We start from the raw sequence: 25477 nt of genomic DNA, 5'->3' as shown, positions 1-25477 counted from the left end.
CACGCCGGTCTACCGGATGATCCGAATCGAGCCTCACATGACCTCAGGAAGCATTGCTGAAGGGCGCACGCCCAAGCGGCTGATCGTCGTCGGAAGCGGCATCGCGGGGCTGTATTCAGCCTTGCTGGCCGCCGAAGCCGGAGCCGAAGTGGTGCTGCTGACCAAGGGTGCGCTCGCGGACAGCAACACCTACTACGCCCAGGGCGGGATCTCCGCCGTGTTGGACGAGCCAGCTCCCGGTGACACGGTGGCTGCGCACATCGCCGACACCCTCAAGGCAGGGGCAGGCCACTGCAACGAAGAGGCGGTGCGGGTGTTGTGCACTGAGGCGCGGTTGGACATCGCGGGACTGGGAAGGTTCGGCGTGCAGTTCGACCTCGACGACGACGGCGACCCCGCCTTGGGCCTTGAGGCCGCCCACTCAGCTCCGCGCATCCTGCACGCCGGCGGCGACGCAACCGGTGCCGGGGTGGCCGCAGCGCTGATCCGCGCCGTGCTGGATGCACAGGCGGCTGGACGGATCACGGTGATCGGACACGCGCAGGTCACCTCGCTTTCGCTGGATGGCGCCCGCGTTATGGGGTGCAGCTTCATCCACGACGGGCAAGAGCTCGGCCTCCAGGCAGACGCCGTACTCCTGGCCACCGGAGGAGCAGGCCAACTGTTTGCGCAGACCACAAATCCCTCCGTGGCCACCGCCGATGGCCTTGCGCTCGCATGGCGTGCCGGAGCCGCCGTTGCAGACCTTGAGTTCTTCCAGTTCCACCCAACATGCATGGTGATCCCGGCCGAGGCCAGGGAGGCAGACGGGAACAACGAACCCCTGCTGATCTCCGAAGCAGTGCGGGGGGAAGGGGCCATCCTGGTCGATGCCGGCGGACACCGGTTCATGCCCGGCTATCACCCTGATGCGGAACTCGCGCCCAGGGACGTCGTCTCCCGCAGCATCGCACTTCACCTGGCCCAACTCGGCGACCCCAACGGCCACGTGTTCCTCGACGCCACCGTGATCGAAGAACAGCGTGGCCAGGGCTTCCTGGCCAGGCGCTTCCCCACCCTCAGCAAGCGGACGCGCCAAGCCGGTGTCGACTGGACCCGGCAACTTGTCCCCGTAGCACCCGCGGCCCACTACTGGATGGGTGGTGTGGTGACCGACCTCTACGGCCGCACATCTGTGCCGGGCTTGCTCGCCGCGGGCGAGGTTGCCTGCACCGGAGTCCAAGGCGCCAACAGGCTGGCCAGTAACTCTTTGCTCGAAGGGCTCGTGTTCGGGCGGCGTGCTGTTGAAGCGTTCTTGGGGTCGACTAACGGAGTCCCTCTGCGTGCTAACTCGGCCGCGGGCGGCCTCGCTTTTACGCACGCTGCCGGGTCCCCGCCAGCCGACCAAGAAGACGCCGGCTCCCACGCGACAACGGCGCTGTCGGGGCCTCCGGCCTCGCCTGTCACTTCGGTTTTCGAAATGGATGCTATCCCGGTTCCTATTTCTTGGGAGTTTGAGTCTTTGCCGGGTCCGGGTGCTCGTGAGACATCCTTTGGGCACGCGGGGGTGTTTTCGCGGCAGGCACTTCGCCGGCTGATGACTGCCAAGGCCGGGGTGCTGCGTACCGGTGGGTTGTTGGCAGAGGCCGCTGAAGTTTTGGGTTCCTGGGAGGGCGAAGTTGTTCCCCTGGAGGTGCCTGATTCCCTTGATCCCCGGGAGCATGAGGACTCCAACCTGCTCCTGGCGGCACAGTTGCTCGTTCATGCGGCCCGGGAGCGGCGGGAGTCGCTGGGGGCGCACTACCGCAGTGACGGCGTCAAGGAACCAGCCGCCGTCGAGGATTTTGACAAGCGTTACACCATGAGCCGGAAAGCGAGCCTCGTCAATGACTGACCTGACCTCCATGACCAACCTGACCCTCCCCGCAGCACCTGTACGGGACATCCTGGAGCGGGCCTTCGCGGAGGACGCACCCAGCGGTGACATCACCTCACAACTGCTGATCCCCGCCGGCGCGCGTGCCACGGCGGTCCTGAATGCCCGCGTCCCGGGCGTCTTCAGCGGTGGAACGGTCTTCCGCGACGCCATGAAGCTCGTTGACCCGGACACCGAGGTGGAATTGCTGCTCGCCGACGGTGAAGCGTTCGACGCCGGAACCCACCTCGCGCGGGTCACCGGCAGTGCACGATCGGTACTGTTGGCAGAACGCGTCGGACTCAACCTGGTGCAGCGGATGAGCGCCATTGCCACCAAGACCGCAGAATTCGTCAGGTTGGTTGAAGGAACGCGCGCCCGGATCACGGACACCCGTAAAACCACGCCCGGTTTGCGTGTCCTGGAACGCTATGCCGTGCGCTGCGGCGGGGGAGCGAACCACCGCTACAGCCTCTCGGATGCAGTCCTGGCAAAGGACAACCACTTGGCTGTCATGACCGGCGGAGACTCCGCGAAACTCACTGAACTGCTCGCAGCCGCCAAAGCCCAGCTGGGACACACAACTCACTTTGAAGTTGAAGTTGACCGGGCAGACCAGATCGAACCCGTCCTGGCCGCGGGAGTGGACACCATCATGCTGGACAACTTTTCCATCGATGAACTCCGGGCAGGCGTCAAACAGGTAGACGGACGGGCAAACGTGGAAGCCAGCGGAAACGTCAACCTCAACACAGTGGCAGAGATCGCCGCGACAGGCGTGGATGTCATCTCAATCGGCGGGCTGACGCACAGTGTTTCGGCACTGGACCTCGGGCTGGATATTGAGCTGCGGACTGATGCAGAGCCGAAAGCAGTCTGACTTCCATGATCTTCTTGGACGCTGCAGCCACCACGCCGGTCCGGCGCGAAGTACTCGAAGCCATGTGGCCGTACCTCAGTGGCGGGTTTGGCAACCCATCCAGCCACCACAGCCTGGGTGAAGCGGCCGCCACTGCGCTCGCAGAGGCGAGGTCCGCCGTCGCGAAGGTGCTCAATTGCCGCGCGGGCGAGGTGACCTTCACCTCGGGCGGCACGGAGGCTGACAACCTGGCCGTCAAAGGGATCGCACTTGCCCGGCATGCGGCCGATCCCTCGCTGAAACGGGTAGTGATAAGCGCAATCGAGCATCCTGCAGTGGAGGAGTCCGCCCGCTACCTCGAACGCGTGCATGGCTTCACGGTGGACGTGGTGCCGGTGGACACGGACGGACTCGTCTCAGTGGACGCGCTCCGGGCCGTACTCCGGCCGGAGACAGCCTTGGTGAGCATCATGTATGCGAACAACGAGATCGGTACGGTCCAGCCCGTCGCGGACCTCGCTGCCGCAGCCCACGGGATGGGCATCCCCTTCCACACTGATGCCGTCCAAGCGGCCGGCTGGCTGAGCGTGGACGTCAAGGCCCTGGGCGTGGATGCGCTGAGCCTTTCCGGCCACAAGCTGGGCGCGCCCAAGGGATCCGGTGTCCTGTTCACGAAGGGTCGGATGCGCGTGGAGCCGTTGGTTCATGGGGGAGGCCAGGAGCGGGGAAAGAGATCCGGAACGGAGAATGTAGCCGGGGCCGTGGCATTGTCCACGGCACTGACGTTGAGCCTGCGCGAGCAGCCGGAGTTGGCGGCCCGGGTTTCGGAGCTGAGGGAGCGGTTCGTCGCGCAGGTCCTCCAAACCGTCCCGGGCGCCATACTGACAGGGCATCGAAGCCGGAGGCTGCCATCAATTGCATCGTTCTGCTTCCCTGGAACCAGCGGCGAATCAGTCCTGCTTGAGCTGGAACGCCTTGGCGTGGTTTGCTCCAGTGGTTCCGCCTGCGCGGCGGGATCGGACGCCCCGTCGCCAGTACTCTTGGCGTTGGGCATGGTCCCGGAGATAGCGCAAACAGCCGTGCGCTTCAGCTTCCCCTCAACTGTTACCGAAGCCGAACTCGAGCAAGCTGCCGGAGCCGTGGAAACCGCCGTCGGGCGTGTCCGGAACCTGGCAACACCGCAACCGGGCTAGTTACACGTGGCGGGCGCGGCGGAAAATCCAATGCCTCAAGAGCGCGAACCGGACGCCTGTGGCAACGAAGCCGGAAAGCGTCGTGGTCCAGAGTTCTTCGCTGACAGTAGCCTCGGGATGGATCAGATGCAGGATGCCCAGGCTCCCTCCAGTGATGACCAGGGCAATCCCTATGACGATCAACCCATGCATGTGGTCCTGGCCGCGTTTCCTGCTGCCGCTGATCTTGAAGGTCAGCCTGCGGTTGAGGGCTGTGTTCATGATCGAGGTCACGATCAACGCCACGGCGTTGGCGAGCTGGGGGTCAATCCAGGGACGCAGCAGCGCGTAGAGGGCAAGCGAACTTGCTGTGCAGAGAATTCCGACGCCGGTGAATCGAAGCAGTTGCCGCACCACGGGGTACTTGAGCAGGCCGCGATGCCTCTTCCTGGGGGGCTTTTGTAAGGGAGGCGGGCGCAGTTCGGTGGCGTCTGCGGCTGTCTCCATGAGGTTAAGCCTGACACACTATGCGGGCACGCCCTCCCAGGAAGCGGTGGTGACGGGGTTGGCGAGCTCCCCAATTCCTTCCACCCGGCACACCACGGTGTCACCTGGCTGAATGCGCGCGCATTCGGCGGGGAAGCCAGTCAGGACCAGGTCGCCGGGGTGGATGGTCATGAACGAGGTCAGATAGACCATGATTTCGTCCACTTTCCAGCCGAGGTCCGCCGAACTTGCGGTTTTGAGCGCGGTGCCGTTGTGGACGATCCCGATGGAAAGATCTGCGGCGTCGAGGTCGGTGACGATCCACGGACCTGCAGGCGTAAAGGTGTCCTGGCTCTTCGCGCTGATCCAGAGTTCGTCGGTCTTTTGGAGGTCGCGTGCGGAGACATCGTTCCCGATGGTGTAGCCGAGGATTGCCGACCCCGCCGTTTCCAGCGTCAGGCCTCGCGCTGTACGTCCGACGACGACCGTCAGTTCGGCTTCCGGGTCAACATGCCCAACGTTCGAACTCAGCTGGATCGCTTCGCCGGGGCCGATCACGCTGGAGGCGGCCTTGTGAAATGCCTGTGGTCGAAGGTCCCTGCCAGCTTGCCCGGTGTTGTGGGCCATGCCAAAGACGTTGGCCGGCACTGAGGGTGCGAGGAAAGTGAAAGAACCCTCGCCCACCCCCGTCCCCGGTTCCCAACCGAGCCGCGTGGGGCTACTCGCGTTTGCCCTTGATGCCTCGAAGGGCGAATCGATAACAAGCCAGTGCGTCCCCGCTTCGGATTCGAAGTCATGGGCGTCGTTGGCAACGAAGAATTGCTCGTTGGGATCCTGTGAATCCAAGGGGCGGACGCGGGCGATGCGACGGGGAAGGCGGAAAGTCATGATGACATCCTACGTCCTGCAATCTGTTGTGGGGCCCGCTTTACGCCCTAAGACCCCTTGTACAGGCGCAGACGTGGCCCCACAACGGGTCAGGCAAGCTGCGCCGATCCGAAAGCGACGCTGAAACGGTCACACCAGAGCACCACCGATGACAGGCCTGAGACGTCCACCCCGGATGGGATGACGTAGTTCTGGTTGCCGTGCGTGGCCTTGATGGGGCCGAGGTCCACATACCGAGCCGAGCGGTACTTGTACCAATCGCCTCCTGCTTCAAGGCTGCTAAGCCAGACCTTGACATCCGGCCCGTCGCTGCTGGCCAGGTTTTCCAACCTCAGCACGCGGGAGCCATCGGGCAGTTCCAGGAGCTGTGCAGTACCGGAAGTCTGATGCTCCTGGGATTGGAAATTGCCGAAGCCCAGCACCACAGGTTCCGTCTTGACTGCCGGAGTGGAGGCAGAGGTGTTGGGGGCAGGGGAGCCACTGCCCTGTGCGTCGGAAGTCAGTGCGTCGGACGTCGGTGCATCGGAAGTCGGTGCATTAGAGGGAGACGCCGACGTTGATGCAGGAGGATCCCAAGGCAGGGCCTCGTTCACGCTGCTGCTCGTAAACAGCCGCCAGGGCTGGAACAGCGCGGCCCCAACGATGACCAGGAAAACGACCGCCACGCCCACCACGGTGGCAAGGACCCTGTGGCCACGGATCATCCGCCCAATTCTGTTCATGCTCCAAGGCTAGGCTTTTACGGTCCGGCCCACAGTTACCAAAACTTACGGTTCCGTGACGCTGACTTCGTCCTTCCCAGGCGCCGCAGTGTCGGCCCGCACGGCGGCTGGCTTCGGGAGGCGTTAGCCTTCTCCCAAATACAGTTCACCTACTGGTACCTCCGCTGCGAGCCGGTTGGCCGGTCCGGCAAGGGGGCACGCCCAGGCTTCGTTATAGGCGCAGGACGGGTTGTAGGCGAAGTTTAAGTCCACGATGAACTCCTGCCGTTCATCGATGCGGCGGACACCGTGGTAAGCGCCCTTCACGGTGTCCAAAAGGTATCTTCCGGCGCCGTAGCTTCCACCCTCTTTGCCGGCGGTAGCGTCGCGCAAAGGCACGAAGATGCCGCCCCCATAGCTTCGCAGCCGCCAAACGGCCAGGGACCCGAGCCCCGGCAGCTCAAAGGTTCCAATCCTCACAAACGGAACTACGCCGTCGGTCCCTGTCTGAACATTCATTTCCTGTCCCGTTCCCTCCGGCGACAGCGGAACGTACATCCGGAAGGCGGGATCGTAGTCGGCCGTACGCAGCCCGGAGAAGGATGCTTTCATCTCTGCTGTCAGGGCGGATGCGGGATGGGTAGCAAACATCCGGTCCCGCTCCTGGCGCCAATAGTTGTGTGCATCGAACGGATCCGTAGCCGCCAGCTGCCGCACTTGGTCATAGAGGGCGAAGGTCCGAAGCCGCCAGTCCGCAACGTCAACGGCGGACATGGCGGGCATGTTGTCCTCGAATGCGTCGTGCTGATCGGGAGCCATGTCTTCAGCCTAGTACGCCGTCAAATCCCGTGTCGGGCCTTCCCCGCCGATAAGCTGTGCGCATGAACGGCACTCCCTACCCCAACGGCATGACGGCGAAGCTTCGGTTCGGCGTCATGGTACTGGGTGCTGTCCTGCTGACAACTACCGCGGCCTGTTCCACTGAAAACAAGGGGCCACAGGTTTCCCAGACCTCCGGCTCCCATCCCAATGGTTCAGGAGTCAGGCCTCCCGTCCCAAGGCTCCGGGTCGAAAAGCACGACGCCGCCAGGAGACGCCGTCTCCAACCCGCCGTCCGCGACACCCGGCTCAAGTGCTGCAACCAGCTCTGACCCGAGCCCGGCAGCCACGGCGTTGACCTGGAAGACCTACACGGATCCGGCCAAAAAAATCAGCTTCGAACTCCCCGGCGATTGGATTGCCCAGTCGGTCACGGCTCAAGCCGGCTCATTGCCCGGTGCCCTGAAGGTCGAAGTCAAAGATGGCGGAGGCCGATACATCGCGACCCTGCAGACAGGTCTGCCTCCTGCCGGTCCAATCTCTTGCCCCGCGGGCCAAAGCCATCCCTACGTTGTTATCAGCAGTGTGCCACTGGATGTTCCGCACTCCGATGGTCCGGACACCATTGATCCCCGCGTCGTTTTCCGCGTGATCCAGGGTTACAAATTCTTCGGATCCTATGGCATCACCAACATGGTGGCTGGCGCCGACGGGCATGCCTGCGAACTGAGGAACCGCGTTCAGGGGCCTGCCGGCAAGGGCGACTACTCTTTCGGGGATGTCACGGCGGTCCATGCCTTCGCCGCCGATGAAAAAGTAGCCCCCGCAAAGACTTTTGACACCTTGGACATGGCCGCGAAGTACGTCGCCCACGATTCTGAATTCGCGAACGTCCAACGGATGCTACTGTCTCTGAAGGTCAATCTGTAGTCCTGCGGTTGGCTGATCCACACAACGGCGACATCGGGGGCTGTCCCGCCGCAACCCACCCCGGAGATCAATGGAACGCAACGTTGCTGCCAAGCTCGTTTTCAAGACTGTAGCCAACACGAAAGTGGCCATGGCCATTGCCGTGGCCAACAATCCGGGGTACGAGTCAGTGACGGAAACACTCTCCATCACTCTGGATGGGAACGAGATTCCTTTCGCTGAACTCAGCGACCATCACGGGGGCCGCTTTCAATATATGGAATTCGCGGAGCCCAGCGAAGTGACGGTTGACTACCAGGCAACGGTCCATGGCTTCGCAGAATGCGACACACCCTCGCCGATGGAACTCATCCGGTACGTCCGGCCGAGCCGCTACGCCGAATCTGATCGGTTGCTGCCCACCTCTTACGCCGAGTTCGGCAGCCTTGGCGGGGCCGAACTGCTCCATGCTGTCCGCGATTGGGTCAACGGAGAGCTTCGTTACGTTAGTGGGTCCTCACGAGGAACCGACGGGGCGGTGGAGACGCTTCTCCACCGCCGGGGTGTATGCCGTGACTTCGCCCATCTGGCCATCGCCCTGTTGCGGTCCAAGGATGTTCCCGCCCGCCTCGCGGCTGTGTACGCGCCTGGTCTGAGCCCCATGGACTTCCACGCTGTGGCAGAGGCCTACATCGAGAATGAATGGCACATCATTGATCCCACGGGGCTGGCGCCCCGCGGGTCCATGCTTCGCATTACGGCAGGACGGGATTCTTCAGACACAGCCTTCTTGTCCACTGTAGGTGGCAGCCTGTCGCTGAAGACCCTCAAAGTCAGCGCATCAGTCAACGGCGAGCTCCCAATGGAGGATCCACGGCAGCTCCTCCGCCTGCGCTGAGATAACCTGCGCTGAAATTAACCTGGGCAGGATGGCGGAGGGCAGCAGGCTTACCCGTGCGTCCCCTGGTGTCCTGCCACCGAGGCCCGCAGCTTCTCCGTCAGCCGCAACAGCTCGCGCTGCTCCTCCACCGTCAGCGCCGGCCCCACGAGTTGCGCAATATCACGCACGTGTTCCCGGCCAATTGTTTTTTGCAGCTCGCTGCCTGATTCGGTCAGGGACAGCAGCACTCCACGTCCGTCGTCGGGCGCTGTTGTCCGTTCCACCAAACCGCGCTTCTCCAGACGGTCCACCAAACGGCTCAGGCTGGACTGGCTCAGCAGCACTTTGTCATTGATCTCGTTCAACCGCAGCTGGCCCGAAGGGCATCGCGAGAGCGTGAACAGGACGTCGTACTCCTTCACGGGCAGTGATTTGAACGCAGGACCTGATTGAAGTTTCCGCATCACCGCCACCTGGGAGCGGAACAGCGACTCCCAGGTCTCGGCGGCGAGGCGAACGGCGGATGACGCCGAAGGGCTGGACATCAGGGCCTCCTGACCCGGGGCTCCAGCTGGAGCAGACTCGTTGACGCTGGCCTCCATGGCGGCGGCAACGCGGGAAGCATGCGTTGGCGCGTCCGGCACGTTGGCCGGCTTCAAGGCAGCATATTCCTTGCGGAGCACAGGAAGGACTTCCTCGCCGAAGAGGTCAAGCTGCTCCAGTACGGTCTTCAGGGGCAAACCTGCGTGATCGATCAGGAACAACTGCCGCTGGTAGTCGCCAAAGAACTCACGGAAGGTGAGCGTCTTCTCGATGACTTCCTGCGGACTGCCCACGGTCAGGGGAGTCTGTGAGGTGAAGTCCTCCAAGGAAGGGCCGTGGCCGTACACCGGTGCGTTGTCGAAGTACGGACGGAACTCCTTGACGGCGTCCTGGGAATTCTTCCTCATGAAGAACTGGCCACCCAATCCCACGATTGCCTGGTCGGCCGTGCCGTGCCCATAGTGCTCGTAGCGCTCGCGGTAGAGGCCGATCAACTGCTGGTAGTGCTCCTTGGGCCAGAAGATGTTGTTGGCGAAGAAGCCGTCGCCATAGTAGGCAGCTACTTCGGCGATCTGCGGCGTGCGGATTGATCCGTGCCACACGAAGGGGGCAACGCCGTCCAAGGGGCGCGGAGTGGACGTGAAGTTCTGCAGTGGTGTGCGGAACTTGCCTGACCAATTGACCGTATCCTCATCCCACAACTTGCGGAGCAGGCTGTAGTTTTCGATCGCGAGCTCGATCCCGTCCTGGATGTTCTTTCCGAACCAGGGGTATACAGGAGCTGTGTTCCCGCGCCCAAGCACCAGATCTACCCGGCCATCGGAGAGATGCTGCAGCATCGCGAAGTCCTCGGCGATCTTGACCGGGTCATTCGTGGTGATCAGGGTTGTGGCCGTGGACAAGGTAATGCGCTCGGTCTGGGCTGCGATGTAGGCCAGGGTGGTGGTGGGGGAGGAAGAGAAGAAGGGCCGGTTGTGGTGCTCGCCAATGGCATAGACATCCATGCCGATTTCTTCAACCTTTTTGGCGATGGCAACCGAGGCCTTGATGCGTTCGTTCTCCGTGGGCGTGCGGCCCGTGGTGGGGTCAGTGGTGATGTCACTGACGCTGAATACGCCGATCTGCATGATGTGCCTTTCTCCCTGCCCGTGGTCCCGGGCTCTATAAACAGTGTATCCCAAACTAGATGCATTTGCATGTATCACTGCCTGTAACAGGACAGGGCCGGGAATTGTTCCCGGCCCTGTTGGCTGTGATGCGGCGCTACTCCGCGGGGTTGTTTGCCGCCCGGCGTCCCGTAACGCGGGGTACCATTCCAGTGGTCCAATCGGCGAAGTCGTCCTTGCCGTTCCCGCCGTTTCCCGGACCGGGTGTGACTTCGGGACGGTGTTGCAATTGCTTCAGGAGTTGTTTTTTCTCCCGGCGTCCCTCCACCAGCTTGTAAAGGACGGGGACCAGGATGAGTGTTAGCGCCGTCGAGGACACCAGGCCACCGATCACGACGATTGCCAGCGGCTGCGAAATGAAACCACCGCCACCAGTGAGGCCCAGGGCCATCGGAGTCAGCGCGAACACCGTGGCCAACGCCGTCATCAGGATGGGGCGCAGGCGCTGACGGGCACCGTGGGTAATGGCATCAGCCACGTTCATGCCCGGCGTGCCGTTGTGGGGTTTGCGGTACTGGTTGATGAGGTCGATCAGCACGATGGCGTTGGTGACCACGATGCCAACAAGCATCAGCATGCCAATCAGCGATGGCAACCCCAGCGGAACGCCCGTAGCCAACAGCAAGCCCACAGCGCCTGTGGCAGCGAAGGGGACAGAAACCAGGAGGATCAGCGGCTGCACCAACGATTTGAAGGCAGCCACCATGATCACGTAGACGATCGCGATCGCGGCCAGGAGAGCCAGGCCAAGTTGCCGGAAGGATTCTGTCTGCTGCGTCGTGGCACCACCGATCGCGGCAGTGACGCCGGCAGGCAGGTCAACCGACGCCAACCGCTTCTGAACCTCCGTGCTGACGCTGCCCAGGTTGGACCCCGACGGCGTCACCGTCACCTTCGCGGTCCGCTGGCCGTTGCTGCTGGTGATGGACACAGGCGTATCGACTTGTTCCACGGTCGCGATACTCTCCAGCGCCACAGGACCACGCGGCGTCGGAAGTGGCAGTGCGCGTACCGCCACGATGCTGGTAAAGCGCGTTCCCTTTCCAATCTGGACGGGGTAGTCGTTGGTCTCGATGCGTACCGTACCTGCCGGAACCGGGCTGACGGTCGACGCCAGGAAAGCCCCCACCTGCTCCTCCGTCAGACCGGCGGCCACTGCCTTCGCACGATCCACGCGCACTTGGACCACGGACTGGTTCGCGGCGAGGTTGGTAGACACCTCGGTGCTGCCAGGTACGTCCTGCATCGCCTTGACCATGGTGTCACTTGCAGATCGGAGATCAGCGGAATTGGCGGCCTTGATGGTGATGTCCACCGTCGATGATGTGCCAAATCCGCCCTGCTGGGAACCCACACTGATCTTGCCCGCTGCACCTTGGAGCTTGGAGCGGACATCATCCTGAAGCTTCTTCTGGTTCGCTTTCTCGTCCGTAACGATCGTGAAGGTCGAGTTGGAGGAACCAGTTGACGTTAGCGCGGCGAAGCCCGACTGGGCGTTACCGGACGTCACCTGGACGTCCTTGATGCCCTCCATGCCCCGGAGCGTATCCTCCACCTTGGTGGCTTCAGCGCTGGTGGCCTCCAGGCTCGTTCCTGCGGGAAGGACCTGGCGCACTGTCATGCTGTTCTCGCCGGATCTCCCCAGCAGGTCCGTGGCAATCAGCGGCGATACCGCGACCGTCGCCACCAGCACCAAGGCCGCCGCAGACAAAGTAAGGACGGGGTGCTTCTGGGTCTTCGCGAGGATAGGCAAGTAACCCCGCTGGAGCCGGCTGCGCTGCTCGGCCTCCCGGGCCTTCGCAGCAGCCTCGTTGCGCGTGATTGATGCTTCGGCATCCTGGCGGGGCGAAGGAAGGAACCAGTAAGCCAGGACTGGAACGATCGTGAGGGAAACCAGCAGGGATGACAACAGGGCGATGGTTACCGTCAGGGCAAAGGGCCGGAACAACTCGCCCGCGAGGTCGCCGACGAAGGCGATGGGCAGGAAGACAGCCACTGTGGTCAGGGTGGACGCAGTGATAGCGCCGGCAACTTCCCGGATGGAGGTCAGGATGGCGGCCAGCTTGTGTTCGCCATAACTTAAGTGCCGCTTGATGTTCTCGATCACCACGATCGAATCATCAACCACACGGCCAATGGCGATGGTAAGCGCACCGAGAGTAAGGATGTTCAACGAGTAGCCCGTGGCGGAAATGCCGATGAACGTAATTAAGAGGGAAAGCGGGATCGACACTGCGGTAACCAGCGTGGACCGCACGGACATGAGGAAGACAAGGATGACAGCGACGGCAAATCCCAGGCCAAGGAGCCCTTCGGTGGTGAGGTCCTTGATGGACTTCTCTATGAAGGGAGCCTGGTCGAAGACTGGCGTGAAGGCAGCGTTGTTCCCCAACTCTGCTTCCATCGGCGCAAGTGCGTCCCGCACCGCGTGCGAAATCGCCACAGTGTCGCCTTCGGGCTTCTTGGTGACTGACAGCGCCAGCGTTGGCTTGCCATTCGTGCGCGTGATGGACGTGGCGGCATCGTCCTCGATGCTGACATCAGCCACAGTTCCGATGGTGGCGGAATCCTTGGCGCCGGATATCGGCAAGCCCTTAATGACGTCAAGGGAATCAACCGGGCTGCCCAGCTGCAGGGACAGGGTTTTGCCCTGGTCCTCTATGGTGCCCACAGGAACCAGGGCACCGTTGTTCTTCAGTGCGCTGCTGATCGACTGGATGGACGCCCCCTTCGCCGCAAGATCGGCAGGGCGGGGCTGGATCAGGATGTGCTGCTTGGAGCCGCCAGTCAGATCGGCGCCGCGTACGCCGTCGATTTTTTGCAGTCGGGGAACGCTCAAGCGCTGGAGGTCGGCATTGAGTTCGCTGAGTGGTTTGTCAGAGGAGACAGCCAGGAACACGATCGGAAAGTCACTGATGTTGCCGGCAATGGATTGAGGTTCGACGTCGGCCGGAAGCACGCGTTTGGCGTTGGATATCGCGCGGTCGATCTGGTTCCGTGCGCGGTCAAGGTTGGAGCCGTACGTGAACACCATGGTGATCTGCGAAACACCATTGCGGGATGTGGAGGTAGTGGACTCAAGTCCCTCGACGCTGTTCAGAGCCGTCTCAAGGGGCCTGCTCAGCTGCTTGTCCACCACTTCGGGAGAAGCGCCCGGCATGGAGGTAATGACGGTGATCTGCGGGAACTCGATCGACGGAATAAGTTCCTGCTTGAGCGAGCCCATGGTGATCACGCCGAACACCGCCGCAAAGACGGTGATCAGCGCGATCAGGGCACGGTTTCCCAGGGACAACGTGGCCAGGCGGAACATTGCATAGTCTCCTGAGATCTACGGAATAATTCGGCTGACGGGAACCCGGCCGCAGCCCCGGCCGGCCTAGCTCTGAAGGGCGTTGGCTACTTCCAATTGCAGCGACCGTGCAGTGCTTGCCTCAAGCTCGGCGGCAAGCTCCGGGTTCTCGTTAAGCTTCACGCCATAGCCCGGCATCATGTCCTTGAGCTTGGACTGCCAACCCTTGAAGTTCTTGGGGAACGTCTTCTGCAACAGCTCAATCATGATCGGAACAGCCGTGGAAGCTCCCGGAGACGCACCCAGAAGGGCGCCGATTGAACCATCGCGGGACGCGATGACCTCAGTACCGAACTGCAGTATGCCGCCCTTTTGCGGGTGCTTCTTGATGATCTGGACGCGCTGGCCTGCAGTGATCAGCTCCCAATCAGCGCCAACGGCCTCGGGATAGTATTCACGCAAGGACTCCACCTTCGCCTCGTGGCGCTTGGCTACCTCTTTGATGAGGTAAGCAGTGAGGTCCATATTGTCCTTGGCCACCGCCAGCATCGGAATAATATTCCCCGGGCGGATGGACAGCGGGAGGTCCAGGTAGCTGGAGGTCTTCAGGAAGTTCGTGGAGAAACCAGCGTACGGCCCAAAGAGGAGTGAACGCTTGCCCTCAACAAACCGGGTATCCAGGTGGGGGACGGACATGGGTGGGGCGCCAACGGACGCCTGGCCATATACCTTGGCGCTGTGCTGGGAGGTGATGGACTCGTCCGTGCAGCGGAAGAACTGGCCGGAGACGGGGAATCCGCCATAGCCTTTGCTTTCCGGGATGCCCGAGGCTTGAAGCAGGTGCAGTGCGCCACCACCGGCGCCCACGAAGACGAACTTGGCGTGGATGCGGCCGTGCTCACCAGATTTGGGGTGTTTGAGGGAAAGATCCCAACCGCCGCCTGATGCACGATGGATGTTGGTGACGTCGTGGCCAAAGTTAACCTCGGCCCCGGTGGCCCGCAGGTAGCCGGTCAGTTCACGGGTCAGGGCGCCGAAATCGACGTCGGTGCCTTCCGCCGCGCGGGTGGCTGCAACGCGCTGCTTGCGGTCCCGGCCCTTGACGATCAGGGGTGCCCACTTGGCGATCTTGTCCTGGTCCTCGGTGTATTCCATGCTGCGGAACAGCGTGTTGGGCTTGAGGGCCTCGTACCGGGTCTTCAGGAAGTTCGCGTGATCGTCGCCGATGACGAAGCTCATGTGCGGAACAGTGTTGATGAAGCCCTTGGGGGAGCCAATGACATTGCTGTCCACCAGATGGGACCAGAACTGGCGCGAAAGTTGGAACTGCTCATTGATGTGGATGGCCTTGGAAGGATCCACGGAGCCGTCTTTGGCCGCGGGGGAGTAGTTAAGCTCACACAGCGCAGCATGTCCGGTGCCGGCGTTGTTCCATGGTCCGGAGCTTTCGAGTCCCGCTTCTTCGAGTCGTTCAAAGAGGGAGATGGTCCAGGTGGGTTCGAGTTGCTTGATGAACGCACCAAGGGTGGCACTCATGATTCCGCCGCCAATAAGGACGACGTCGGCATGTTGAGTCTTGGAAATGAAGGTCACGATCAATCTCCGTTAGCGGCGGCACTGGCTGTCACAGAATATCCCCGGGCAGACGCAATACTGAAATTACAGGGAATCGTCAAGGCTTTAAGCGGACGTTTGTGAAAACTTCGTTGAGGACAGGTGAAGCGGGATAGCTTTCCACCTTGTCGGACAGGGCAAGCGCAGAGATTGGGAAGGCTATGGGCACGGCCGGTACGGAGGCCGCTATCTCGGCATTGATGGACTGGTACTGGGTATTGCGCTCATCGCCGTCGGGCAGGGCGCGGGCCCGCTCGATCTTGTGGAAAACTTCCGAATCCGTATATCCGAACTCACCCCTGGCCTCTCCGAAAAGCGGGCCCAGGAAGTTGTCAGCGTCCGCATAGGAGCCATTCCAGCCCAGGAGGTGCAGGGCGTGATCGCCAGGGGACTGCACTTTTTGGAGATAGCCATCCTCCCAGTCCACGGGAACCGGCGTGATATTGATGCCTACGGCGACGAGCTGGCGGCTGATCTCGGCGTAGATCTTCTCCGGGGTGGGCATGTAGGCCCGTGTGGCGTTGAGCGGATAGTAGAACTTCAGTTCCTCGCCTTTGTACCCGGCCTTTTCCAGCAGCTCCTTCGCCTTCTCCGGGTTGTATCCCAGCGACGGGGCATTGTTGTTGAAACCGCTGAGCTTCGGGGGAACAAACTGAGAAGCTTGTGCCGTGTTGTCTATGAAGAACCTGCGGATGAGCGATTCCTTGTCAATAGCCATCTCGATGGCTTGGCGGACTTCCAGCTTGTCCAAGGGTGCAACCGCCTGGTTCATGCCGAGGTACATCACCGAGAACGGGTCACGCTGGATGATCTGGACACCCTTTTTGACCAGTTGATCAAAGGTTCCGGATGTCACCAGATCGTAGGCGTCGATCTTGCCGTCCAGGAGCGCTTGCTGGCGCGTTTCGGCGTGGTCGTAAGGAATGAAGTTGATGACGGCGATTTGGCCCCTGTTGCCCCAGTAGCCCTTATAGCTGGTCAACGTGATCTTGTGTTCGTCCCAGGCAGTGAATGCGTAAGGGCCTGTTCCCACCGGATGGCTGGCATAGGCGGACACCGCCTGGCCATTTTGCGCCTTGTCCAGGACGTTGGCCTTCTGTCCTTCCAATGCGGCGGGGGAGGATATGGCAAAGGCGGGAAGCGTCAGGGCCTGCAGGAAACCTGTGAAGGGCCGGGTGAGGTTGATCTGGACGTTGCTGGCGGAAACAACCTTGCAGTCCTTGAAGATCGAAAACACGGGCTCGTCCGAATAGGCCTTGAAGACGCCTTGGAATGAGATACCGGGCGCTTGTTTCCTCAGGTCGGCGGGAAACGTAAACCAGCGGTTGAAGTTGGCGCAAACGGCAGCGGCATCAAACGGCGTTCCATCATGGAAGGTTACTTTTTCACGCAGCTTGAAGTCGTAGCTCAGCCCGTTGTTGCTGTCTTTCCATTCCGTGGCGAGGAGGGGAGTAGTCTGCCCCGTGGTGCCGTCGACGCCTACAAGTCCCTCAAGGACCTGGCGGGTCACGCGGTATGACTCCGAATCTGCTGTCATTGCCGGGTCGAGGCCCAACGGCATGGATGCCGTACCGAAATTAAACGTAGCCGTCGGCTCCGCAGCTGCCGTGCTGCTTGCCGATGACGACGCTGCAGGCCCAGGCGTTCCGGTACATGATGCCAGTCCCAAAATCACGAGGACTGCCGTGAACAGTATTCCCAGCCGCCGTATCTTGCTGCTTGCCACTCTTGTCCCCTCAAGCCGGTCGGAAGTGCTGTGGCCGGCTTCGGCCAGACCGCATTCCAGTCTAGTTGAACGCCCCCGGTGCCGGTTCAGGCGTGTTGCGGGCATGGTCCCCGTCTGCTTGAGGAAAGAACACCCCCGGTCCGAATGAAATGTTCAGCGAACCGGGGGCGTTTCAGAATCCGTGGTTCTTCACCACTGTGTTGCTGTCGTGTTGCTCCAACTGCTGTGTTGTTACCTCTGCTGTGCGCAAGGGGGGACTTGAACCCCCACGCCCGAAGGCACAGGAACCTAAATCCTGCGTGTCTGCCAATTTCACCACTCGCGCTGGCTGGCCACTGGACTGCCCTGTGGGCTGACCGGAGCCTTCTTCCGGCCTCCAGTGTACCCGCTACTTGTCGAGTTTGAGGTCGCGGCGAAGCTTGGCGACGTGCCCTGTGGCTCTGACGTTGTACTGGGCCAGCTGGACCTTTCCGTCCGGATCCACCACGATCGTGGAACGGATGAGGCCCATGTAGGTGCGGCCATAATTCTTTTTCTCGCCCCAGGCGCCGTAGGCATCGGCCACCGAATGCTCTGCGTCCGAGAGTATGCGGAACGTCAGCTGTTCTTCCCCCGCAAACTTGGCCAGTGCTTTCACCGGATCTGGAGAGACTCCCACTACTTCATAACCCGAAGTCTGGAGGGACGCGAGGTTGTCCCGGAAATCACAGGCCTCCTTGGTGCAGCCGGGGGTGGATGCTGCCGGATAAAAGTAGACAATGACTTTCCGTCCACGGAAGTCGGAAAGACTGACGTTGTTGCCATCTTGGTCTTGAAGAGTGAAGTCCGGGGCTACATCACCGGGAATAAGACGTTCCGCCATAATTTGCTCCTTGCTAACGTTCGCGACTCCCCAGCTTAGTGGCCGGAAGCAACGGCGACAGCTTCCGCGCGCATATACTGGCGGCATGCCAGATATGGAGAGATGGCCCACCACGCGATTGCTTTCAACAGCGGCGCGACTCGTGGAAATCTCATGGAATGAAAAATTGAAGAACATCGGACTGACGCATGCCGGCGTGATCGCCATGGAAGTCCTTGCTGCGAAAGGGCCCATAACGCAGGCTGCTTTGGCTGAAGTTGCCAGGGTCAAGGCGCAGACCATGGGCACTACTCTTGCACGGCTTGAGCTGCACGGGCATGTCAGCCGCCAGCGCAGCGACTCGGATCGCCGCAGCCACGTTGTGACGCTCACGGACGCCGGTTCTGCAGCTTTGGCCGAAGCTGTGCGGCTTGAGCAGGACGTGCTGGCCCTGGTTGAGGTCGACACCGCCAGGCTGCGCGACGAACTCAAGATCGTCGTCCGTGGCCCTCGCCGGAATACCCGCGCTTGACCGTTCTGTGGGGGACGCCAACCCGCCGGTTTGAACCCGACCCGCCCGAACGTGGCCAGGTGAAGCTGACTCATTCCCCTGAGCCACGCAGGTAAGGAACTTCCCGGCATGGGAAAGCAGGAAAAGCCAAAGCACGAAAGGCTCCGGATCGTAGCAACGATCCGGAGCCTTTCCTATTCTGTGCACCCCCCGGGACTCGAACCCGGAACCCATTGATTAAGAGTCAATTGCTCTGCCAGTTGAGCTAGAGGTGCAGCTATTGTTTCGGTCAAAACGAAGGAGTCATATTCTCCGTTGACGTCCGCAACGACAGATAACTCTACACCACTTTTTGAGCGCTGCTAACCAGAATTACCCCGGCGTGATGCATTCCACGAAGAGTGGTGTTCCAGCGCAACAAAGCAACGAAAAAAGGCCTTGGAGTGAATATCACTCCAAGGCCTTCCCTTGGTGCACCCCCCGGGACTCGAACCCGGAACCCATTGATTAAGAGTCAATTGCTCTGCCAGTTGAGCTAGAGGTGCAGCTGTTGATTTCGACCATACCCGGGGGCTTTTGTTCCCTCGGCGATCTCCGCAACGACATGTAACTCTACACGACTTCGGCGGATGAGGGAAATCGGCGGCGCCGGGCGTTGTAGGTTCACGAAGACGCCCTCAAAATCAGCGCAAAATCAGGGTTTCTGTTGTTGCTGAGGACCCACAAGGTCCCGTCGGGAGCCTTGGCGACGTCCCTTAGCCGACCATACTCGCCTGTGAAGTAAGCCACAGGTGAACCCGCATTGTCGCCGTTGAGCGGGATGGCCCAAAGCCGTTGGCCGCGAAGGGGCCCCCCGTGTAGGCCACGCCGTCGGCAATTTCCAATCCGCTGGGCGACGCGTCAGCAGTTGAAGGCCAAACAACTTTGGCATCAATGAACCCGCTGCGGCCCGGGGCTCCCGTCACTGTGGGCCAGCCATAGTTGCCGCCAGGGGTAATCAGGTTCAGTTCGTCGTCCACGTCCGGACCAAACTCACTGGCCCATAACCTCCCCTCACTGTCCCATGCCAAACCCTGCACGTTCCGGTGTCCGTAGCTATAGACGGGGTTGTCTCCGAACGGGTTGCCCGGAGCAGGGCGTCCGTCGGCAGTCAGCCGGAGGATCTTCCCGCCCAAGGCGTTTGTATCCTGGGGTTGTTCCCGGCGCTGCGAATCGCCGGTGCCCACATAGAGGAATCCGTCAGGGCCAAAACGGATCCGGCCGCCGTTGTGGGTTGAGGCCTTTGATATGCCGGAAAAGACCACGTCAGGGTCGCCGAGCCTCAAAGTGCCTCCCGGCTCTTCCGACAAGCGCATTCTGGCGATCCGGTTGTCCGTGGCTGACGTGAAATAGGCGTAAAGCCAGCGGTCACTGGCGAAGTCCGGAGACAAGGCAAGGCCTAGAAGCCCACCTTCGCCACCAGGATCGACGCCGGCAACCTCACCGATGGTCGTTGTCCTGCCGTCACGAATGCTTTTGACCTGGGCCGAATCGCGTTCTGACACGATGGCTGTGCCGTCCGGCAGGAAGACGACGGACCACGGCAGCTGCAGGCCGGCGTCGAGCTTTTGCTGTACCTCCAATTTTGGTGGAAAAGCAGGTGGCACCAACCCGGAGGTGGAGCCCGTCCCGGGCGACACGGGGACACTGGAGCTGATGGAGCCGTCAGGGGTGGCCGCGGAACCTGGCGACGACGGACTACCCGTGCAAGCCGCCAGCAGGGCCGCCAGTAAAAAAGCGGCCGGAAACAGCACTGCGGCCCGGGTGGGCACCAACCGGCAGAAACCGTTGGCGGGTTGGTCGCCAGCATTTACTGCATATCTGCCCATATCGCTCTCCCACGAACGATTCCCGGAAGTGAGTCCGGTTACCTGCGGAGCACTCAGTGCCTGTTCCGCTCAGTGCCTGTGCCCTTAAGCGACTGTTCCGCTCAGTGCCTGTTCCGCGGAGGAGGGCGGAACCCGGCCGCTTCCGCATGTGCGGCGGATTCGAACCACACATCCGCGGTTGCTTCGGCGTAGCCGGCGGTATCTTCATCGTGATAGGTCATCGTTGTAGCGTTGGCCTTCACCGGGTAGCCCTCGGGGCCAGTGCCGTCTGCCGCGGCTCCTGCAGAGCCAACCCCGTAGGGATGCTCGGCGGCGAGATGGCCCGTTGCTGCCGTTGAATCCTCGTCGTCCGTTTCAGCAGCCGCGGTTTCCGCTCCCGCCAGCGTGGCCGAGTGTTGATCCGTGTATTCGTGATGGTGGCCCACTGCGCCGCTTGCATCCGTCCACGAGGATTCCCACTCAGCCTTATCGGCTGCGTTGGCGTCTGCGGCGTTGGCCGCTGACCCGTCCACCTTGGGCGCGTCGTCGGCGCGCGTCACATCATCCGCGGTCACTCCCTCAGGGGATGCGGAAACGGGGGATTCAGAAACCGATGGTTCGGAAACTGCCGGCGCAGGTGCTACAGGCACAGAAACTGCGGGCTCGTCCGCCCTGGGTACGGATGCCGGCGTTCCGGCAGCCTCCCAGTCATCGACATCCCCGGCAGTGACCTGTGCATCCGTGTCCACCATTGGTTCATCGACTACTGGCTCGTCGAGCTCAGGCGTTTCAACGACAGGTTCGTCCACCGTCTGTCCGGCGTGGGCTTCGGTTTCGACGCGCGACTCCATACTGGACTCGACGGGGCCGCTGCCCTCAGCCGCTGCCTTCCCCATATTCGTGACCCCAGCCAGGCCCGCGACGCCAGCCACCGCCGCTGCTGTATCGGGCATCGACATCGTGTCGCTGGGTTCCATTGCGGCGGGTGGGGCAGTGCCCGGCCGTCCGGGAGCCCCGGTTCCAGGGGCAGGCGTTCCAGGGGCAGTGGTTCCAGGGGCAGTGGTTCCAGAGGCAGTGCCCAATGGTGCAGTTGAGGAATTCCTGGCGTTGTTGCGGCTCAGGAGCCACCAAACAATCGCGACGATCAGCACAATAACAATGACCCAAATCAACCAGTCCATGGTGAGGCCCTTCTGCTCACAGGGTGCAGTTAGTGGTATTTCCGACGTTACGTGGCTGCAAATGGGGTGTCCAGCGTTTAGGGGCCTTCCAGCCCCGGTTGTGATGCAGTTGGCGACATCACGGAAATGGCCGGTTTTCCGCCGGCGGCGAGGAAATATTCTTCTCTTCGTGCTTAATCCGGGTCGAATACGTCGTGGGCCGCTTCCGCTGACACATAGACTTTGGACCATGAGCGACGCCACCCGAATTGCGACAGATACCAAACCGGACATCAAGCCCCGCAGCAGGGTCGTAACCGACGGAATTCACGCCGCACCCGCGCGTGGCATGTTCCGTGCTGTGGGGATGGGGGATGACGACTTCGCCAAACCGCAAATTGGTGTCGCCAGCTCATGGAATGAAATAACCCCCTGCAACCTTTCCCTCAACCGTCTTGCGCAGGGCGCCAAGGAAGGCGTCCACGCCGGTGGTGGATTCCCTATGCAGTTCGGCACCATCTCCGTCTCGGACGGTATTTCCATGGGTCACGAGGGCATGCACTTCTCGCTCGTTTCCCGTGAGGTCATTGCCGACTCCGTCGAAACCGTCATGCAGGCCGAACGCATTGATGGCTCGGTTCTCCTGGCTGGTTGCGACAAGTCCCTTCCCGGCATGCTCATGGCTGCTGCCCGGCTGGACCTCGCCTCCGTCTTCCTCTATGCCGGCTCGATCATGCCCGGATGGGTCAAGCTCGAGGACGGCTCGGAGAAGGAAGTCACGCTTATTGATGCCTTCGAGGCTGTCGGCGCCTGTGCAGCAGGCAAGATGAGCATGGAGGACCTCACCCGCATCGAAAAGGCCATTTGTCCCGGCGAAGGCGCCTGTGGCGGTATGTACACGGCCAATACGATGGCATGCATTGGCGAGGCGCTGGGCATGTCCCTGCCGGGTTCGGCCGCCCCGCCATCGGCAGACCGCCGTCGCGATGACTTTGCACGCAAGTCCGGCGAAGCCGTGGTGAACCTGCTTCGCCTGGGAATCACTGCACGCGACATCATGACCAAGAAGGCGTTCGAAAATGCCATCGCGGTCACCATGGCGTTCGGCGGATCCACCAACGCAGTCCTGCACTTGCTCGCCATTGCCCGCGAAGCCGAGGTTGAACTGACCCTGGATGACTTCAACCGCATTGGCGATAAGATCCCGCACCTCGGGGACCTAAAGCCTTTCGGCCGCTATGTCATGACTGATGTGGACAAGATCGGCGGCGTGCCGGTCATCATGAAAGCGCTTCTCGACGCCGGGCTGCTGCACGGTGACTGCCTTACGGTTACGGGCAAGACGCTCGCCGAGAACCTCGCCTCGATCAACCCGCCGGACCTTGACGGCAAGATCCTTCGGGCACTGGACAACCCCATCCACAAGACCGGTGGTATCACCATCCTGCACGGCACCATGGCTCCGGAAGGGGCTGTGGTGAAGAGCGCCGGCTTCGACGCCGACGTCTTTGAGGGCACGGCACGCGTTTTCGAGCGCGAGCAAGGGGCCCTTAACGCACTGGACAACGGTGAGATCCACAAGGGCGACGTCGTGGTCATCCGCTATGAAGGCCCCAAGGGTGGTCCGGGCATGCGCGAGATGCTTGCGATCACCGGTGCCATTAAGGGCGCCGGACTGGGCAAGGATGTGCTGCTGTTGACCGATGGCCGCTTCTCCGGCGGTACCACCGGTTTGTGCATTGGCCACGTTGCGCCTGAAGCGGTCGACGGCGGTCCCATCGCCTTCGTCCAGGACGGCGACCGCATTCGTGTTGACATTGCGGCACGTTCATTCGACCTCCTGGTGGACGAGGCGGAGCTTGAAGCCCGCAAGGTTGGCTGGGAGCCCCTGCCGGCGAAGTTCACCAAGGGTGTTTTGGCCAAGTATGCAAAGCTGGTCCACAGCGCGTCCACGGGAGCGTACTGCGGCTGATGCCTGTACCGGACTCCCGGGCCTTTGGCGGGGGAGTCCGGTAGGCGGACACCACTGTCCATATGGTGAGATACGATGGTGGTCAATTGACACGTATCTCACTTAGAGGGAACACTGAACGCATGATCTCATTCGTTACCGTCGGCGTCGTCGTACTTACCAAGCGCGTGGCTTAGCCCGACTGGTAACGAACTGTCACGCGCAACCCCTCGAAAAGCCGGAAGGCTGAGGGGTTTTTTTATTCCCCGAAGCAAGACCCATCAATCGAAGATCCACTAAGGAAGAGTCCGATGAGCAAAGGATCGCCGATCAGCCCCTCGCTGATGGCTGCAAAGTCCGCTGGAGCCCCAAAGGCTCCGGATAAGGTCGACCGTACGGCTGAGGCCGTCGTCGTCGACACTGCTGCACCTCTCTCTCCTGTACTTGGGCCGAACAACGTTGTACCCCCAACGGTGATGACCGGCTCGCAAGCAATTGTCCGTTCGCTCGAAGAACTCGGCGTGGACGATATTTTCGGTTTGCCCGGTGGCGCGATCCTGCCCACCTACGACCCCTTGATGGCCTCCAGCATGAATCACATCCTGGTCCGTCACGAACAGGGAGCAGGCCACGCCGCGCAAGGCTACGCCATGGTTACCGGACGGGTTGGCGTTTGCATCGCCACCTCGGGACCCGGTGCCACAAACCTCGTTACCGCCATCATGGACGCCCACATGGATTCCGTGCCGATGGTGGCCATCACCGGCCAGGTTTCCAGCGGAGTCATCGGCACCGATGCCTTCCAGGAAGCGGACATCGTGGGTATCACCATGCCCATCACCAAGCACTCGTTTCTGGTGACTGACCCCAACGACATTCCGCATGTCATGGCAGAAGCTTTCCACCTCGCGTCCACGGGCCGCCCGGGACCGGTCCTGGTTGACATTGCCAAGGACGCCCAGGTAGGCCAGATGACTTTCTCCTGGCCGCCGAAAGTTGACTTGCCGGGCTATCGCCCTGTGGTCCGCGGCCACAGCAAGCAAGTACGCGAAGCTGCCAAGCTGATCGCTGCCTCCAGTAAGCCTGTTCTCTACGTGGGTGGCGGTGTGGTCAAGGGACACGCCTCTGCAGAACTCATGGAGCTGGCGCTGGCAACCGGAGCGCCGGTAGTCACCACGCTGATGGCCCGCGGCGCCTTCCCTGACTCGCATCCACTCCATGTTGGAATGCCGGGCATGCATGGCTCCGTATCTGCCGTCACCGCCCTCCAGCAGGCAGACCTCCTCATTACACTCGGTGCCCGGTTCGATGACCGCGTTACAGGTGTGCTGAAGACGTTCGCTCCCTTCGCCAAGGTGATCCACGCGGATATCGATCCCGCGGAAATCTCCAAGAACCGGACGGCCGATGTCCCGATTGTCGGTTCGGTGAAGGAGATCATTCCGGAACTGACCGAGGCCGTGAAGACGCAGTTCGAGCAAAGCGGTGCACCGGACCTGGATGCATGGTGGGCGTTCCTGGGCAACCTGCGCGACACCTACCCCCTGGGCTGGACTGAACCCGAGGACGGACTGACGGCACCGCAGCGCGTGATCAAGCGCATCGGCGAGCTCACAGGTCCGGAGGGTATCTACGTGGCCGGCGTCGGCCAGCACCAGATGTGGGCTGCGCAGTTCATCAAGTACGAGCGCCCCCACGCCTGGCTGAACTCCGGTGGAGCCGGAACCATGGGATACTCGGTTCCGGCAGCCATGGGTGCCAAGGTTGGTGAGCCGGACCGCGTGGTCTGGGCCATTGACGGCGACGGCTGCTTCCAGATGACCAATCAGGAACTGGCCACCTGCGCCATCAACAACATCCCGATCAAGGTCGCCATTATCAACAACTCCTCGCTGGGCATGGTCCGCCAATGGCAGACACTGTTCTACGAAGGCCGTTACTCGAACACGGATCTGAACACCGGCCACGACACCGTCCGCATTCCGGACTTCGTCAAGCTGGCGGACGCCTATGGTTGTGCCGCACTGCGTTGTGAGCGGGACGAAGACATCGATGCCACCATCCAGAAGGCACTTGAAATCAACGACCGCCCGGTCGTGATCGACTTTGTCGTCAGCCCCAACTCGATGGTCTGGCCGATGGTGCCGGCAGGTGTCAGCAATGACCAGATCCAGGTTGCCCGCAATATGACCCCGGAATGGGAAGAGGAGGACTAGGC

The 25477-nt window shown here is 61.7% G+C and carries 18 protein-coding genes, 3 tRNA genes and 3 pseudogenes; 9 read left to right on the top strand and 15 right to left on the bottom strand.

The features are described 5' to 3' along the window. The first annotated feature begins 37 nt into the window (after positions 1-37). Genes LDP01_RS05875 through LDP01_RS05865 form a run of 3 tightly spaced genes read left to right on the top strand, consistent with a single transcriptional unit; the run spans position 38 to position 3946 of the window. A complete protein-coding gene (locus tag LDP01_RS05875; RefSeq protein ID WP_224090872.1) occupies positions 38-1873 on the top strand; it encodes an L-aspartate oxidase in 1836 nt (611 codons plus the stop codon). Positions 1874-1883: 10 nt separating this feature from the next. Beyond that, complete coding sequence (gene nadC, locus LDP01_RS05870; protein ID WP_224091063.1) at positions 1884-2774, top strand: carboxylating nicotinate-nucleotide diphosphorylase; 891 nt, start codon at positions 1884-1886, stop codon at positions 2772-2774. Between the two features lie 5 nt (positions 2775-2779). Further along, positions 2780-3946: a cysteine desulfurase family protein gene (locus LDP01_RS05865; protein ID WP_224090870.1), complete on the top strand. Its 1167-nt coding sequence runs from the start codon at positions 2780-2782 to the stop codon at positions 3944-3946. On the opposite strand, the gene LDP01_RS05860 is transcribed toward LDP01_RS05865, so the two are convergent. The 4 genes from LDP01_RS05860 to LDP01_RS05845 all read right to left on the bottom strand — a co-directional run bounded on the left by LDP01_RS05860 (position 3947) and on the right by LDP01_RS05845 (position 6819). Beyond that, a complete protein-coding gene (locus LDP01_RS05860; protein WP_224090868.1) occupies positions 3947-4432 on the bottom strand; it encodes a GtrA family protein in 486 nt (161 codons plus the stop codon). 18 nt (positions 4433-4450) lie between these two features. Beyond that, the gene (locus tag LDP01_RS05855) at positions 4451-5299 is read right to left on the bottom strand and encodes a fumarylacetoacetate hydrolase family protein (protein WP_224090866.1); all 849 of its coding nucleotides are present in this window, start codon (positions 5297-5299) and stop codon (positions 4451-4453) included. An 89-nt stretch (positions 5300-5388) separates the two neighbouring features. Next, a complete protein-coding gene (locus LDP01_RS05850) occupies positions 5389-6021 on the bottom strand; it encodes a DM13 domain-containing protein (RefSeq protein WP_224090865.1) in 633 nt (210 codons plus the stop codon). A gap of 123 nt (positions 6022-6144) precedes the next feature. After that, entirely contained in the window at positions 6145-6819 is a 675-nt protein-coding gene (locus tag LDP01_RS05845; protein WP_224090863.1) for a DUF1684 domain-containing protein, read from the bottom strand. A 62-nt stretch (positions 6820-6881) separates the two neighbouring features. Between LDP01_RS05845 and LDP01_RS23660 the strand changes: the two genes are divergently transcribed. From LDP01_RS23660 to LDP01_RS05835, 3 genes are all read left to right on the top strand, one after another. Further along, complete coding sequence (locus LDP01_RS23660) at positions 6882-7151, top strand: hypothetical protein (protein WP_346658913.1); 270 nt, start codon at positions 6882-6884, stop codon at positions 7149-7151. Between the two features lie 22 nt (positions 7152-7173). Further along, positions 7174-7749 carry a hypothetical protein gene (locus tag LDP01_RS05840; RefSeq protein WP_346658912.1) on the top strand — a complete coding sequence of 192 codons (576 nt, stop codon included), beginning with the start codon at positions 7174-7176 and terminating at the stop codon, positions 7747-7749. A 70-nt stretch (positions 7750-7819) separates the two neighbouring features. Then, the gene (locus tag LDP01_RS05835) at positions 7820-8626 is read left to right on the top strand and encodes a transglutaminase-like domain-containing protein (RefSeq protein ID WP_224090861.1); all 807 of its coding nucleotides are present in this window, start codon (positions 7820-7822) and stop codon (positions 8624-8626) included. A 50-nt stretch (positions 8627-8676) separates the two neighbouring features. Here LDP01_RS05835 and LDP01_RS05830 read toward each other — a convergent pair whose 3' ends face one another. The 7 genes and pseudogenes from LDP01_RS05830 to bcp all read right to left on the bottom strand — a co-directional run bounded on the left by LDP01_RS05830 (position 8677) and on the right by bcp (position 17811). Further along, positions 8677-9072 (bottom strand): MarR family winged helix-turn-helix transcriptional regulator, encoded by a 396-nt coding sequence (locus LDP01_RS05830; RefSeq protein ID WP_224091060.1) that lies wholly within the window; start codon positions 9070-9072, stop codon positions 8677-8679. Between the two features lie 99 nt (positions 9073-9171). Then, a pseudogene (locus LDP01_RS05825) lies at positions 9172-10278 on the bottom strand (LLM class flavin-dependent oxidoreductase); the annotation flags it as partial. Positions 10279-10414: 136 nt separating this feature from the next. Then, a complete protein-coding gene (locus tag LDP01_RS05820) occupies positions 10415-13630 on the bottom strand; it encodes an efflux RND transporter permease subunit (RefSeq protein ID WP_224090859.1) in 3216 nt (1071 codons plus the stop codon). 66 nt (positions 13631-13696) lie between these two features. Further along, on the bottom strand, positions 13697-15202 hold the full coding sequence (locus LDP01_RS05815; protein WP_224090858.1) for a malate:quinone oxidoreductase: 1506 nt from the start codon (positions 15200-15202) through the stop codon (positions 13697-13699). 79 nt (positions 15203-15281) lie between these two features. Then, positions 15282-16949, bottom strand: a complete 1668-nt coding sequence (locus tag LDP01_RS05810; RefSeq protein WP_224090855.1) for an ABC transporter substrate-binding protein — start codon at positions 16947-16949, stop codon at positions 15282-15284. A 243-nt stretch (positions 16950-17192) separates the two neighbouring features. After that, positions 17193-17274: transfer RNA gene (locus LDP01_RS05805), tRNA-Leu, on the bottom strand. Positions 17275-17337: 63 nt separating this feature from the next. Next, on the bottom strand, positions 17338-17811 hold the full coding sequence (bcp, locus tag LDP01_RS05800) for a thioredoxin-dependent thiol peroxidase (protein WP_224090853.1): 474 nt from the start codon (positions 17809-17811) through the stop codon (positions 17338-17340). A gap of 85 nt (positions 17812-17896) precedes the next feature. On the opposite strand from bcp, the pseudogene LDP01_RS05795 reads away from it, so the two are divergent. Then, positions 17897-18356, top strand: a pseudogene (locus tag LDP01_RS05795) (MarR family winged helix-turn-helix transcriptional regulator). 147 nt (positions 18357-18503) lie between these two features. Here LDP01_RS05795 and LDP01_RS05790 read toward each other — a convergent pair. From LDP01_RS05790 to LDP01_RS05775, 4 genes and pseudogenes are all read right to left on the bottom strand, one after another. Beyond that, positions 18504-18576 (bottom strand) — tRNA-Lys (locus LDP01_RS05790). A gap of 194 nt (positions 18577-18770) precedes the next feature. Beyond that, positions 18771-18846, bottom strand: a tRNA-Lys gene (locus tag LDP01_RS05785). A gap of 118 nt (positions 18847-18964) precedes the next feature. Further along, a pseudogene (locus tag LDP01_RS05780) lies at positions 18965-20169 on the bottom strand (PQQ-dependent sugar dehydrogenase). Between the two features lie 101 nt (positions 20170-20270). Further along, positions 20271-21329: a sunset domain-containing protein gene (locus tag LDP01_RS05775; RefSeq protein ID WP_224090850.1), complete on the bottom strand. Its 1059-nt coding sequence runs from the start codon at positions 21327-21329 to the stop codon at positions 20271-20273. 229 nt (positions 21330-21558) lie between these two features. On the opposite strand from LDP01_RS05775, the gene ilvD reads away from it, so the two are divergent. Further along, positions 21559-23280, top strand: a complete 1722-nt coding sequence (ilvD, locus tag LDP01_RS05770) for a dihydroxy-acid dehydratase (protein ID WP_224090849.1) — start codon at positions 21559-21561, stop codon at positions 23278-23280. A 290-nt stretch (positions 23281-23570) separates the two neighbouring features. Continuing rightward, complete coding sequence (locus tag LDP01_RS05765) at positions 23571-25475, top strand: acetolactate synthase large subunit (protein WP_224090848.1); 1905 nt, start codon at positions 23571-23573, stop codon at positions 25473-25475. The last annotated feature ends 2 nt before the right edge of the window (positions 25476-25477 follow it).

Source organism: Arthrobacter sp. StoSoilB13, from assembly GCF_019977255.1.
Classification (GTDB): domain Bacteria; phylum Actinomycetota; class Actinomycetes; order Actinomycetales; family Micrococcaceae; genus Arthrobacter.
The sequence above is the reverse complement of the archived record's forward strand: the minus strand, read 5'-3'. Positions and strand labels throughout refer to the sequence as shown.